The 13236-nt window shown below is 73.2% G+C and carries 14 protein-coding genes; 4 read left to right on the top strand and 10 right to left on the bottom strand.

Annotated features, from left to right (window positions below):
* The first annotated feature begins 186 nt into the window (after positions 1 to 186).
* The gene (locus AB0J21_RS04175; protein WP_363144246.1) at positions 187 to 1233 is read left to right on the top strand and encodes a polysaccharide deacetylase family protein; all 1047 of its coding nucleotides are present in this window, start codon (positions 187 to 189) and stop codon (positions 1231 to 1233) included.
* Positions 1234 to 1300: 67 nt separating this feature from the next.
* On the opposite strand, the gene AB0J21_RS04170 is transcribed toward AB0J21_RS04175, so the two are convergent.
* The 8 genes from AB0J21_RS04170 to AB0J21_RS04135 form a co-directional block, all read right to left on the bottom strand.
* Entirely contained in the window at positions 1301 to 2002 is a 702-nt protein-coding gene (locus AB0J21_RS04170) for a polysaccharide deacetylase family protein (protein ID WP_363144245.1), read from the bottom strand.
* The gene (locus AB0J21_RS04165) at positions 1999 to 2322 is read right to left on the bottom strand and encodes a hypothetical protein (protein ID WP_363144244.1); all 324 of its coding nucleotides are present in this window, start codon (positions 2320 to 2322) and stop codon (positions 1999 to 2001) included. Before AB0J21_RS04165 ends, AB0J21_RS04170 begins: the two co-directional genes overlap by 4 nt.
* A gap of 103 nt (positions 2323 to 2425) precedes the next feature.
* Entirely contained in the window at positions 2426 to 3274 is an 849-nt protein-coding gene (locus AB0J21_RS04160) for a class II fructose-bisphosphate aldolase (RefSeq protein ID WP_363144243.1), read from the bottom strand.
* A 46-nt stretch (positions 3275 to 3320) separates the two neighbouring features.
* Complete coding sequence (locus tag AB0J21_RS04155) at positions 3321 to 4094, bottom strand: DeoR/GlpR family DNA-binding transcription regulator (protein WP_363144242.1); 774 nt, start codon at positions 4092 to 4094, stop codon at positions 3321 to 3323.
* On the bottom strand, positions 4084 to 5103 hold the full coding sequence (locus AB0J21_RS04150) for a D-2-hydroxyacid dehydrogenase (RefSeq protein ID WP_363144241.1): 1020 nt from the start codon (positions 5101 to 5103) through the stop codon (positions 4084 to 4086). Before AB0J21_RS04150 ends, AB0J21_RS04155 begins: the two co-directional genes overlap by 11 nt.
* Positions 5100 to 5957, bottom strand: a complete 858-nt coding sequence (locus AB0J21_RS04145; protein WP_363144240.1) for a carbohydrate ABC transporter permease — start codon at positions 5955 to 5957, stop codon at positions 5100 to 5102. The genes AB0J21_RS04150 and AB0J21_RS04145 overlap by 4 nt, the downstream gene beginning before the upstream one ends.
* Before the next feature lie 54 nt (positions 5958 to 6011).
* On the bottom strand, positions 6012 to 6965 hold the full coding sequence (locus AB0J21_RS04140) for a sugar ABC transporter permease (RefSeq protein ID WP_363144239.1): 954 nt from the start codon (positions 6963 to 6965) through the stop codon (positions 6012 to 6014).
* A gap of 28 nt (positions 6966 to 6993) precedes the next feature.
* Complete coding sequence (locus AB0J21_RS04135; protein WP_363144238.1) at positions 6994 to 8295, bottom strand: sugar ABC transporter substrate-binding protein; 1302 nt, start codon at positions 8293 to 8295, stop codon at positions 6994 to 6996.
* 295 nt (positions 8296 to 8590) lie between these two features.
* Between AB0J21_RS04135 and AB0J21_RS04130 the strand changes: the two genes are divergently transcribed.
* On the top strand, positions 8591 to 8920 hold the full coding sequence (locus AB0J21_RS04130; RefSeq protein WP_363144237.1) for a hypothetical protein: 330 nt from the start codon (positions 8591 to 8593) through the stop codon (positions 8918 to 8920).
* Between the two features lie 72 nt (positions 8921 to 8992).
* Here AB0J21_RS04130 and AB0J21_RS04125 read toward each other — a convergent pair whose 3' ends face one another.
* Together AB0J21_RS04125 and AB0J21_RS04120 are read right to left on the bottom strand one after the other, a co-directional pair.
* Positions 8993 to 9751 (bottom strand): DeoR/GlpR family DNA-binding transcription regulator, encoded by a 759-nt coding sequence (locus AB0J21_RS04125; protein ID WP_363144235.1) that lies wholly within the window; start codon positions 9749 to 9751, stop codon positions 8993 to 8995.
* Positions 9752 to 9918: 167 nt separating this feature from the next.
* Positions 9919 to 10539, bottom strand: coding sequence for a hypothetical protein (locus AB0J21_RS04120; protein WP_363144234.1), 621 nt, complete (start codon positions 10537 to 10539; stop codon positions 9919 to 9921).
* A gap of 284 nt (positions 10540 to 10823) precedes the next feature.
* On the opposite strand from AB0J21_RS04120, the gene AB0J21_RS04115 reads away from it, so the two are divergent.
* On the top strand, positions 10824 to 11804 hold the full coding sequence (locus AB0J21_RS04115; RefSeq protein WP_363144233.1) for a hypothetical protein: 981 nt from the start codon (positions 10824 to 10826) through the stop codon (positions 11802 to 11804).
* Between the two features lie 139 nt (positions 11805 to 11943).
* Entirely contained in the window at positions 11944 to 13146 is a 1203-nt protein-coding gene (locus tag AB0J21_RS04110; protein WP_363144232.1) for a saccharopine dehydrogenase C-terminal domain-containing protein, read from the top strand.
* Positions 13147 to 13236: the final 90 nt, after the last annotated feature.

The raw sequence follows: 13236 nt of genomic DNA, 5'->3' as shown, positions 1-13236 counted from the left end.
GCTCGGCGACGGACGCGCACCCGGCGGCCTCCGCTCCGGGCCCCACCGGGCCCCCGCACGCGTACCGCCCCACCCCCTCCCGGACGCCGAATGAGCAATTACGCGCAATCGCGGCTCGTTATTGCTCCGCGCACGCACGGGCGAGCACAGTGAAAGGTGTCCGTCAGCGCACTCCCAAGGACTTCCATGCCCTCGCAGCACCTTTCGTCCCTCACCCCCGGAGACGCTCTGCGGGCCAGCCAGTCGCTGGTGGCCCGGCGCAGGGGCGTACCCATGCTCGTGTCCCTGCGCGCGGCACCGCCGTCCTCCCCCGCCGCCCCGGCCGCCCGCCGGGGCGGTGGCCCGGGGAGCGCCGGGGCCGAACTCGCCGACGCCTTCACGGAGTACCACGCGCGGCTCTCCCCGGACACCGAGGGCACGGAGGCGGCCGTCGTCGCCGCGCTCCAGGCCCTCGCGTACGCCCACCTGGGCCCGGACCGCCCGGCCGCGCCCCGGCCTGAGCCCGGGAACCCCGCCGGGGCCGTCCCCGGGCCGCCGCTGTCGGCGGACCCCGGTGTCAGTGCCGGGGCGACCGCCGCCGACCTGCGCGCCGGGAACTTCCTGCGGCTGGTCAACTACCACAACACCCCGGCCGGCTGGAAGGACGAGCTGGTCACCGAACTACGGGGCTACGCACGGGACTTCGGGACGGTGGGCGTCGAGGACCTGGAGCACTTCGCCCGGACCGGACAGTGGCGCTCCGCGCGGCCGGGGCTGCTGCCCGTCTTCTACGAGGGCTACCGGGACAACTACGAGGTGGCGGCGGCGGCCTGCGAGGAGGCCGGGGTCACCGGCTGGTTCTTCGTGTGCACGCAGTTCGTGGACACCCCGGCCGAGGAGCAGTACGACTACGCCCTCGCCCACCGGATCAAGCTGGTGCCGGAGAACCCGCGCGCGGAGCGCATCGCGATGAGCTGGGAGGAGATCGCCGATCTGCACCGGCGCGGTCACGTGGTCACCCCGCACACCGCCTCGCACGCCCTGGCCCGCAGCGTGCGCACGGCGGCGGACATCGACCGCGAGGTGTCGGGTCCGAAGCGGCTGATGGACCGCGCCACGGGCGGCTCCGCACGGTGCACCGCGTGGCTGGAGGGCACCAACTGGACCGGGGAGAGCCCCGCCGACCAGGCCCTGACGGGGTCCGGTTACCACTTCGTGTTCAGCAACACCATGGTGCAGCGACTGCCCGGATGACGGGAGGGAGGGCCGCCCGCCGCGCCAGGAGGTGCGGCGGGCGGCCCTCCACCGGAGCCTGGCTGCCTCAGCCGAGGTGCTGGATCATCGTGTTGCCGAACTGGTAGCGGTAGCCCGCCTCGCGCAGCGCCGCGTCCACGTCGGGGTGCGCGCCGTAGGGCGTGCCCCACAGGAAGGCGGTGGCGGGCGCGTCCTGCCCCGTCACGGCGTCCATGCGGCGCTTGGGCTCGACGATCTCGCGTTCGAGGTCGGCGTCCGTGCGCAGCGCGGCCGCCTCGGCGTGGTTGGCGGTGTGCGGAGTCACGACGTGGCGACGGCTGAGCGCGGCGACCTCGTCCCAGGTCATGGCGAGCCGGTCACCGCTGCGGTTCTCCTCCACCAGGTCGATGTGGTGCGCGTTGGCGTAGTCGAACTGCTGCTGGACGGGCACGTCGAGGAAGGCGGTGCAGACGAAGAACCACGCCGTGAGGCCCACCTCCTCGGCCAGCGGCGCGGCGACCTCCGCGTTGTTGCGGTACCCCTCGTAGAAGACCGGGATGATCCCGGGCCGGTCCTTGTGCCAGTGGCCGGTGGACCGGAAGAGGTCCAGGTCCTCCAGCGTCACCGGAGCGAAGTCCTCGGCGAGCGCGCGCAGTTCGCCGCGGATCTTCTCGGTGTCCGCGTGCGGGGTGTTGTGGTAGTTCACCACGCGCAGGAACTGGCCCGAGCGCAGGGCCTGTTCCTGGCCGGAGAAGGACGGAAGGCGGCTGGGGGCGGGCTGGTTCGTCACTGCGAGGCGTCCTTCCGGGGGCGGCCGGTGTGCGGTGTGAGGTGGGCGGCCCCCATGACCTGGAGCACGTCGATCAGGGCGGGTTCGGCGTCGTCGGCGGCCTCGGGGGCGAGGGCGCCCCGGTAGTGGCGCAGCAGTCCGGCCAGTTCCTCGCCCTCGGCGTCCGCCGGCGCGCCCGGTCCGGGCCCGGCCGTCGTGGCGGGGGTCTGGAGGGCGAGGAACATGGGGATGCCCTCGCGTTCCAGTACGCGCTCGCGGAGGGTGTCGAGCAGCGCGCGGGGGTCGGGGACGGGTTCGCGTCGGTGCGCGGGTGTGGTCACGGTCGGCTCCTGTGACGTAGGGGTGCGGGCGGCGGCCGGCGGGTGGGGTGCCCCGCCCGTCCGGCGGTGGGTGCGGTGTCCCGCCGGTCCGGGCGGCGGGTGTTCAGACGGCGGTCAGGGCGGGGCGCAGCAGGCGGATCAGCTCGGCCGCCGCCTCCGTCACCGCTTCGCGGCCCGCCCCGAGGTAGCGGCGCGGGTCGACCCCCGTCCCGGTGTCCAGGCTCGCGCGGACGGCGCGGGTGAAGGCGGCGCTGAGATGGGTGCCGAAGTTGATCTTCCGCATTCCGTGGGCGACCGCCTCGACCAGGGCCGTGTCGGGGACCCCGGACGATCCGTGCAGGACGAGCGGTACGCCCACGGCCTCGCGCAGCCGGGCGATGAGTTCCTGGTCCAGGTCCGCGGTGCGCCGGGTCATGGCGTGGGAGCTGCCGACGGCGACGGCGAGCGCGTCGACCCCGGTCGCGCGGACGTACGCGGCCGCCTCGGCGGGGTCGGTGCGGGCGGTGGCCGAGTGCACCCCGTCCTTGCCGCCGATCTCGCCGAGTTCGGCCTCGACCCAGACGCCGTCCTCGTGGAGGCGGGCGGTCACGGCGGCCGTCCGCGCGACGTTCTGCTCGTGCGGCAGCCGCGAGGCGTCGAACATGACCGAACCGCAGCCCAGTTCCCGGGCGCGCAGCACCAGGTTCTCGTCCTCGACGTGGTCGAGGTGGAGGGCCAGCGGGGCGCCGCAGCCGCGGGCCACCGCCGCGCAGGCGGCGAGCAGGGGGGCCGGATCGCCGTGGTGGTAGCGGACGGCGTTGTGGCTGACGGCCAGCACGGCGGGCGAGGAGGTGTGCTCGCAGGCGCTCGCCACGGCCTCGGCCTGTTCGAGGGTGACGACGTTGAAGGCGAGGACGGCGGACTCGGCGCGCACGGCCTCGTCCACGAGGCCGGCGGTGGGCACTAGGGGCATGGTGGTCACTTCCATCAGGGCTGGAGAGGGGAACGGCCCGCGCGGTTCAGGCGCTGACGATGTCGCTGCCCCGCCGGGCGAGCGCCGCGCACACGGGGTGGCCGAGTCCGGCGTCGGTCACCAGGGTGGACACCCGGTCCAGCGGGGCCAGGCGGACCGGTCCGCGCCGGCCGAGCTTGGACTCGTCGGCGAGGACGACGATCCGCCCGGCCGCGGCCAGCAGCGCCCGGTCGGTCTGCGCCTCGTCCACGTGGGCGCCGGTGAGTCCGGCGTCGGCGTCCAGGCCGAAGGCGCTGGTGAAGATCTGGTCGATCTGGAGTTCACTGAGCGCCCGTTCGGCGAGGTGCCCGAGGAGCGACTGCTCGCGGTGGCGCAGGACACCGCCGAGGACGATGACGTCCACGGTGGCCGTCGCCGACAGCACCTGGGCGATCGGCAGCGCGTTGGTCACGACGGTCAGGCCGCGTCGCTCCCCGAGGCGGGCCGCCAGGGTCTCGGTCGTCGTCCCCCCGCTGATGAGCACGGTGCTGTGGTCGCGGACGAGCGGGAGGGCGGCCTCGGCGATGCGGCCCTTCTCCTCCAACTGGGTCGCGGCCCGCTGCGGCTGGTCGGGCTCGAAGCCGCCGTCCAGGACGGTGGCCCCGCCGTGCACCCGGCGCAGCATCCCCTGGAGTTCGAGGTCGCGCAGGTCGCGCCGGACCGTGGACGGGCTGATCCGCAGCAGGTCGGACAGTTCCTGGACGTTGACGGTGCCCCGGTGCCGCAGCCTGCTCAGGACGGCGTGCCGCCGCTGGGGGGCGAGGAGGAACTCAGTAGCCATGGGACCGGTCGACCAGGTTCAGCAGTTCGCGTCCGGCGAGGAAGCGCTCGACGTTGGCGCTGACGAGTTCGAGCGTCTGCTCCTCGTAGTCCGGGGCGAACCCGGCCACGTGCGGGGTCAGCAGCACGCCCGGCTCGCCCCACCAGAAGTGGCCCTCGGGCAGGGGCTCCTCCTCGAAGACGTCGAGGACGGCCCCGGCGACGCGGCCGGACCGCAGTCCCGCGCGCAGGGCCTCCTCGTCCACGACGGAGCCGCGCGAGACGTTGACGACCATCGCGCCGTCCTTGAGCGCGCCGAACGCCTTGGCGTCGATCATTCCCCGCGTCTCGTCGGTCAGGGGGCAGGTGACCACGAGGTAGTCGCAGCGGGCGAGGAAGGCGTGCAGTTCGTCCGGGGTGTACAGCTCGGCGGTCTCCTCCTGCGCGGCGGGGGCGCCGAAGAACTCGCCGGCCCGGGTGCCGCGACCGCGTTTGAGCCCGAGGACGGTCATGCCGAACTGGCCGGCCAGCCGCCCGATCTCCCGGCCGATCCGCCCGTAGCCCACGATCCCGACGGTGGCGCCCCGCAGGCGGCGCGGCATGAGGGTGTTCCAGCGCTCCTCCAGCGAGGGCCACACACCGGCGCGCTGGACCTCGACGGCGCGGGGCAGCCGGTGCGCGAGGCCGAGCAGCGACATCATGACGTACTCGGCCATCGGCACCGGCGAGATGCCGCCGATGGAGGTGAGCGGGACCGGCAGGTCCCAGGCGCTGGTGCCCTTGAGGTGGTCCGCGCCCGAGGTGTCGAGCTGGATCCAGCGCAGGTGCGGTGCGTGCGCCGCCGCGCGCGGGAACACGGAGCCGGTGTGCAGGATCCCGGTGCGCCGCCACACCTCCTCGGGCACCTCCTCCGGGGAGGCGGCGCCTATCTGCGTGACCGTCAGCCCCGGGTGCCGTCCGCGCAGCTCGTCGAGCCACCAGTCGGGGAAGGAGAGGGTGCTGAGGTAGTGGACGGGGGCCGGAGAGGTCACTTGATTCCCGATCGTGCGAAGCCCTGGACGAAGTACTTCTGGAAACAGAGGAAGAGGACGACCATGGGCAGGATGGAGAACAGGGCGAGCGCCATGATGGCGCCGTAGTCCGCCGTGTACTGACCGTTGACGAACTGCATGCCGACGGACAGGGTGTACAGCCGTTCGTCCTTGAGGACGGTCAGGGGCCAGGCGAAGTCGTTCCACTGGTTGAGGAAGGTCAGCAGCGACAGCACCGCGATGAGCGGCTTGCACAGCGGCAGGACGACGGTGAGGAAGGTCCGCAGCTGTCCGGCGCCGTCCATCCGCGCCGCCTCGATGACCTCGTCGGGGATGCCGAGCATGAACTGCCGGGCGAGGAAGACCCCGAAGGCGGTCGAGGAGGCGGGCACGACGACGGCCCAGAAGCTGCCGAACAGGCCCATCGCGCTCACGAGCTTGAACTGCGGGACCATGAGCACCTGGACCGGGACGGTCATGGTGCTGAGCATGACGAGGAAGAGCAGGTTGCGGCCGCGGAAGCGCATCTTGGCGAAGGCGTATCCGGCCAGCAGGTTGGAGGAGACCGTGAGGATCACGACGAGTCCGGTGATGACCGTCGAGTTCATCGTCCAGGTCCACACCGGCAGTTTGAACACGCGGCGGAAGTTGTCCAGCGTGGGGGCGCTGGGCCACCACTTGAGGTGCGCGGTGTGGAGGTCGGAGAGCGGCGAGAAGGCGACGAGCACCATCCAGAACAGGGGCAGGGCCATCGCGAGCCCGATCACGGCCGCGGCCACCGCGCGCAGGATCTTCGCGCGGTCGCGTCCTCGTACGGGCTGTGTTCTGAGGGTCTGGGGCGAGGTGACGGACATCGGCGTCCTTAGTGACGGGCGACGGGGAGGTACGGCGCGGAGTGGGCCGGGCGGTCAGCCGACCGTGTCCCTGTTGCGGCTGAAGCGCCACTGGAGCGCGGTGAAGATCATGACGATGACGTACAGCACGATGCCGATGGCCGCGGCGTAGCCCTGCTGCCGGCCCTGGAAGCCGTTGCGGTAGGCGTAGGTGATCATCACGTCGGTCGAGTGGCCGGGCCCGCCGAGCGTCATCACGTAGACGGTGTCGAACACCTGGAACGAGTAGATGACGTTCATGATGAGCAGGAAGAAGGTCGAGGGGCCGAGCAGCGGCACGGTGATGTGGCGCAGCCGCTGCCAGAAGCCCGCGCCCTCCACGTCGGCGGCCTCGTACATCTCGGGCGAGATGCCCTGGAGCCCGGCCAGGTAGATGACCATGTTGAAGCCGACCCGCATCCACAGCGTGATCAGGACGACGGAGGCCATGGCCGCGCTGCCGTTCGTCTGCCACGGCGCGGTGGGCAGGCCGATGCTGGCGACCAGCTTGTTGAGCAGGCCGATGTTCTGGTCGAACATCAGGGTGCCGATGAGCGCGGTGGCCACCCCGGAGATGACCATGGGCAGGTAGACGAGCGTGCGCCACAGCGGCCGGGCCGGCATCACCTTGTTGAACAGCAGCGAGATGCCGAGTCCGAGCGCCATCTCCACGGGCACCGTCGCCACGCAGAAGACACCCGTGTTCAGCACGGTCCGCCAGAAGACGGGATCGTCGGCGAGCTGGCGGTAGTTGGCGAGCCCGGCCCAGGTGGGCGAGTCCAGGCCGGTGCTGTACTGGAAGCTCAGGACCAGCGCCATGCCGAGCGGCACCAGCAGGAAGACCGTGACCAGGATGAGGTTCGGTCCGAGGGTGCAGTAGGCGGCGAGGGACTCCCTGAAGCGTGCTCCCCGCTTCGACTTCGAGGAGGGGGGTTCGCTCACCGGGGCCGTCGCACGCGCGGGGCGCGGCGGCGAGACGGTGGTGGCCATGGCGGCTCCAGAGTGCGGGACGGGGGCCTTACGCGGAGGCCAGCGCCTTACGGGTGGATTCGGCGATGTGGTGGAGCGTCACGTCGGCGGGCTGCTTGTTGACGAAGGCGGCCTCCAGCTCGTCCTGGAGCGCCGTGTTGATGCGGCCGAACGAGGGGACTGCGACCTGCGCGGTCATCGCCGGGGTGAGCGCGGTGGCCTGCTCCGCGTAGACGGACATGAGGTCGGGCCGTACCGCGTAGTCGAGCCGGCGGCCCAGCAGCGAACTGCGGCTGGGCAGCATCACGCCCTGCTCGCAGAAGCGCGCCATGTTCTCCTCCTCCACCAGGAACTTGAGGAAGGTGGCGGCGAGTTCGGGGTTGTCGGTGTGCCGGGTGGCCACCACGGCGTTGCCGCCGAGGTCGGTGGCGCTCTGCCTGCCGCGTGGCTGGAAGGTGACGCCGTACAGGTCCTTCTTCAGCGCCGGGTCGATGGTCGGCAGCAGGAAGTCGCCCGCGAAGCTCATCGCGACGGTGCCCGCGGTGAAGAGGGCGTCGGGGTAGGCCGCGCTCTTCACGGAGCTGTTGGGCGGCACGAAGCCCTCGCGGAAGAAGTCCTGGGTGAAGCGCAGGGCGCGCAGTCCCGCCGCCGACTCGACGGCGGGCGCGGACAGGTCCTTGTCGAGGACCCGGCCCCCCGCCTCCCACAGCCAGGTCAGCCAGCGGAAGGCGCCGGTCTGCTGCCAGCCGTAGACGAAGGGGTAGACCCCGTGCAGCTTCTTGCGCAGTCGTGCGCACACCTCGGTGAACTCGTCCCAGGACCAGGCCTCGTCGAGCGAGCCGGGCACGGAGGTGATGCCCGCGGCGTGGAACATGTCCTTGCGGTACAGGACGGCGGTCGTGTCCGTGTGGTGCGGGACGGCGTACGGCCTGCCCTCGTAACACACCGCCTCCCACAGCGCGGGCAGGAACACCTCGCTGTCCCGGGGGCCGAAGTAGGGGCTCAGGTCGAGGAGCTGCCCGCTCGCGCTGTACATCCCGAGGTTCGCGTAGTCGCAACGGAACAGGTCGGGGGCGCGGCCACCAGCGAGCAGGGCGTCCATGTTCGTGTACATCTGCTCGTACGACTCAAGGCGGATCTGCACCCGCACGCCCCGGTGCCGGCGCTCGAAGGCGCGGGCCAGCGCCCGGAAGGCCGCCGCCTCCGCGTCGCTCCCCCACAGCGAGAAGGTCAGCACGTCCGCGCCTCCCGCCCCGGTGCTGGAGGGGGTGAAACCGGACCGCCGGGCGAAACCGACCGCGCCGGCACCGGCCACCGCGGCGCCCAGCACCGCTCGTCTGGCGACAGACATGGGCACGTCCTTCGGATCAGGGGGCTGGAGATCGAGGGGGGAATCCGGCCACGCACTACCTCGATGCCTGTTTTGTAGTCCTCGCGACCAAGCTCAGTCAATATCAATCAGACATTGATTTTTATTGCTCAGTTTTCCTTGACGCTCCTGTGCGGCCCGCTTAGCCTCAGCCGCACGCCCACGGTCGCCACCCCCTCGTCACCTGCGGGAACGCCGCCGCGAGGGCTCGGCCTGGCCGGGGTCGCCGCCTGTGGCCCGTCGCTCACCGCTCGCCGTTCGCAGAAGGAGTCCGCTCATGCCCGTGATCCAGGTGACCGCCCCCGGGACGGCCGACGGCGAGGCGGACGCCGCCCGGCTCCAGGCCCTGTGCGGGGCCGTCGCCTCCGCTCTCGGCCTCCCGCCCACCGGCGTCGTGGCCGTGCTGTGCGAGGCCGCGGTGACGACGACGGGGGCGGGGCCGGTCCCCGCGTGGCCGCTCGCCGTCCTGCACGGCTCCGACCGCGGGGCGGACGCCACCCGGCGCGCCCTGGAGGCGGCGGCGGGGTCGCTGGCCGAGGGCTGGGCCGTCCCGCGCGACGAGGTGTGGGCCGAGTGGGCCGCGACCGGCCCCGCCGTCCGCCCCTGACCGGAGCGGACGGGTACGGCTGAGCGGAGCGGACGGGTACGGCGTCTCAGCCGCGGTGCGCCGTCGTGTCCTTCACGTCCGGACGACGTCGACGCCGGCCTCGCGCAGGGCCCGTACGTCCTCCTCGGGCGCCGAGGCGTCGGTGATGACCCGGGAGAGCCGGGTGGCCGGGGCCACCCGCACCGGCCCGGACCGCCCGAACTTCGAACCGTCGACCAGCGCCGTGACGCACCGCACGCGCGACAGCAGCCACCGGTCGGTCTCCGCCTCGTCCACGTGCGCGCCGCTGATCCCGGTGCCGGTGATGCCGTAGGCGCCGACGAACGCCTCGTCGACGTGCAGTTCCTCCAGCGCCTGCCGGGTGAGGTGCCCGAGCAGGGACATCTCCCGGTGGCGCAGGTAGCCGCCGAGCACCACGGTGCTGATCTCCTCGTGCTGGGCCAGTTCCCCGGCCAGGTGCAGCGAGTTGGTGACCACGGTCAGCCGGTCGATGGCGCCGAGCAGCGGGACCATCGCCGCCGTGGTGGTGCCGCCCGTGACGAGGATGGTCGCCCCGGGGGCGATGTGCTCGACCGCCGCGCTCGCCAGCTTGCGCTTCTCCCAGGGGGCGAACCCGGTGCGCTGGGGCCGGTCGGGCTCGACGGGCCGGGCGGACTCCGCCATCGCGCCGCCGTGCGTGCGGTTGAGCAGCCCCTGGGACTCCAGGTCGGACAGGTCCCTGCGGATGGTCGAGGGGCTGACCTCCAGGCGTTCGGCGAGCGTGGCCACGTGTGCGACGCCTTCCGCCCGCACCACGTGGAGCAGCCTCTTCCTACGCTCGGCGCCCAGCATGACCTGGCCTCTTCCCCTCTCGGCCGATGGCGCGGCGAGAGGTCCCCTCCCACCGTTCGCGACGTGCCCGGCGGACGGTCGTCCGCCCGCCGCGAGCAGCCAGCTTACTTGCGGTGCGTGCCTCTGACCGAAACTGGTGCGCTCCCCCGGGGGCGAGGGGCGGGCGCTCAGCTCGGCCGCGCCGTCCACGGACGCACCTCGCCCAGCACGGCGTCCGTGCCGCGCGGGTCGTCCAGCAGGGCCAGGGCGGCGGCGGAGATCTCCTCGGGGGTGTGCCAGCGCACCGCGGGGCCCGTACCGCGCCAGCCCAGGACGAGCGGACGGCACGCGTCCCCGGGCCGGGCCCCGGCCGGCAGCAGGTGCGGCGCCCAAGCGGCGGACGCCGGGGCCCCGTTGCCCGGGGCGGCCCACTCGCTCGTCAGGATCAGCACGAGCGGCCCCGCGTCGAGGCTCGCCGCGACCTGCCCGGTCACCGCGCGGGGCGGCAGCGCCGGGGCGTAGACGAGCGCCCCGGTGAACCCCGCCGGGCCGCCCGCCCGCCGCAGCCGGGCGCCGAAGTCGTCCGCGGTGGCGTCCGCCGCGAGCGGCCGCACGTCGCCGGGGCTCTCGCGCGCGAGCGCGTCCAGCTCGCCCGCGGTGCGCGCGACCGCCGTCACGGACGCGCCGCGCGCCGCGAGCGTCCCGACCGCCGGGCGCAGCACGCGCGTCGCCCCGACGACGAGGACGTGACCGGCTGCCGGCCCGGGCGGACCGGTGGTGGGGGAAGCGGATTGGCGCCGCTCGTCCATGAAGTACTGCCTTTCCTGGGCACGATCGTGAGAGGTGAACAGCCGGTCCGCAGCGGGGCCGGGCCGCCGGTTCGTGGCGGCTGTCCCCCGATCCGTGGCGGCTGTTCCGCCTGCTGTCTCCACCGTGGGGAATCATCCACGATCCCGCCCGATCCGCTCACCTTTGCTCATTCATGCTCATTGACGCTTGTTACTGGAGTGCATAGGGTGCCGATGTGGGCGCTGCCGGTCGTCGGCCCTGGAACGCGCCCCCTTCTCCCACCGGCCGGCCTCCGAGGTGTCCCATGGCTGCTGCCCCTCTCCCCGACCTCCGCACCGCCGTCCCGCCCGCGAGCCGGGGCGGGATCGGGTTCGCTCAGGGCCGTTACGGCCTGCGCGGCAACCTGGAGCTGATGCTCTGCGACGAGCTGGACGGGCTCTGGGTCCTGTGGTTCAACAACGACCCCGACGACACCGCCGCCGAGCCCGGGGGTCCGCCGCCCGGCGAGTGGAGCGGCGCCCTGCGCTTCGCCACCGGGCGGCGCTACGACCAGGTGCACGTCGTGCAGAGCCGCAACGGCCCGCACCACCTGGAAGTGCTCGCCCGCTCCGGCGGGGCGCCGCACCGCCTGCGGTGGAGCCCGGAGGCCGCCTTCACGGACGAGGAACCGCCCCCGGGCACCCCGGCGCGTGCGGTGACGGTGGCGGAGACCTCCGACGGCACCCTGTGGGCCGGGGTGCTCGGCGAGGACGGCGGGGCGCGGCTGCTGCGTGCCGACACCACCGCCTATCCGCGCCTCGCGTGGTCCGGGGCCCCGCCCGCGAAACCGCCGCTGCCGGAGGGCCACTGGACCACGGCGGTGCTGCTCCCGGTGCGGGGCGCGACCCGGCCCGGGATCGGGCTGCTGGGCCCTGCCGGTGGCGTCTACACCGGCCCGGAGGGCGACGTCCACCCGCTTCCCGCGAGCGGGGCGGCGGCCGGGGCGGCCCCCGGCGGCGTCCCGCGCTTCTACCTGTGGCGGGGCGGCTCCCGGCTGGACGTCGTCCACCCCGGGCGCCCCGAGGCGGACCGCCGTCTCCCCCTGCCGGGCGCCGGGGACGTGACCGCCCTCGCGGCCGCGCCCCTCGCCGGGTCCGGCCGGACCGATCTCGTACTGCGCCGGGGCGGACGGCTCTGGCACCTGAGGGACCACGGCCACCAGGAGGACCTGCCCGCCGCCGAGATCGTCAGCCGGCTCACCCGGGCCGACGGCGACGCGGGGAAGCCCGTGCACCGGGGCGGTTGACCGGCAGGCGCGGGCACGCCTCGCACCGTCCCGCGCCCCCTTCCGAAGAGCTCCCGCCGCCGCAGACCTTCAACGTACTTCCCGCGAACTCCCCGCGTACCTCCCGCGTACCTCCCGAGAAAGAGACACAAGGACCGCCATGCGCATTCTCATCGTCGGCGCCGGGGGCGTGGGCACCGCCGCCGCCCGGATCGCCGCCCGCCGTTCCTTCTTCGACCACTGCGTGATCGCCGACTACGTACTCGACCGCGCCGTGCGGGCGGCCGAGGCCACCGACGACGCCCGTTTCGTCGCCGCGCGGATCGACGCCTCCGACGAGGCCGCCGTGGCCGCGCTCGTGCGCGAGCACGAGTGCGACGTCCTGCTGAACGCCACCGACCCGCGTTTCGTGATGCCGCTCTTCCGCGCCGCCCTCGCCGCACAGGCGCACTACCTGGACATGGCGATGTCCCTGTCCCGGCCGCACCCCGAGCAGCCGTACGCGAGGACCGGCGTCATGCTCGGCGACGAGCAGTTCGCCCTCGCCGACCGGTGGGAGAAGGCCGGGCGGCTGGCCCTCGTGGGGATGGGGGTGGAGCCCGGTCTCTCCGACGTCTTCGCCCGGTACGCGGCCGACCACCTCTTCGACACCATCGAGGAGATCGGGGTCCGCGACGGCGCCGACCTCACGGTCGAGGGACACGACTTCGCGCCCTCGTTCTCCATCTGGACGACGATCGAGGAGTGCCTGAACCCGCCCGTGGTCTACGAGAAGGAGCGGGGCTGGTTCACCACCGAACCGTTCTCCGAGCCGGAGGTGTTCGACTTCCCCGAGGGCATCGGCGAGGTCGAGTGCGTCAACGTCGAGCACGAGGAGGTGCTGCTCATCCCCCGCTGGGTCGACGCGCCCCGGGTCACCTTCAAGTACGGCCTCGGCCAGGAGTTCATCGACGTCCTGCGCACGCTGCACAAGCTGGGCCTGGACCGCACCGGGAAGGTGCGCGTGGGCGACGTCGAGGTGTCCCCGCGCGACGTGGTCGCCGCGTGCCTCCCGGACCCGGCGCAGCTCGGCGACCGGATGCGGGGGAAGACCTGCGCCGGGACCTGGGTGAAGGGCGTCCGCGACGGCGCCCCGCGCGAGGTGTACCTCTACCACGTGGTGGACAACGAGTGGTCGATGCGGGAGTACGGCTCCCAGGCGGTCGTGTGGCAGACCGCGCTCAACCCGGTGGTCGCGCTGGAACTGCTGGCCGGCGGTCAGTGGCAGGGCAGCGGCGTCCTCGGCCCCGAGGCCCTGCCGGCCCAGCCCTTCCTCGACCTGCTGGGCGCGTACGGCTCCCCGTGGGGGCTGCGCGAGCAGTAGCGGCCACGGCGGGAGAAGCAGGAGGCCAAGAGGAAGGGCCCCACCGCTCGGTGGGGCCCTTCCTCGCCTGCCGTGCTCCCGTGCCCTCAC

It is taken from the genome of Streptomyces sp. NPDC049954 (assembly GCF_040656295.1).
Classification (GTDB): Bacteria; Actinomycetota; Actinomycetes; order Streptomycetales; family Streptomycetaceae; genus Streptomyces.
The sequence above is the reverse complement of the archived record's forward strand: the minus strand, read 5'-3'. Positions and strand labels throughout refer to the sequence as shown.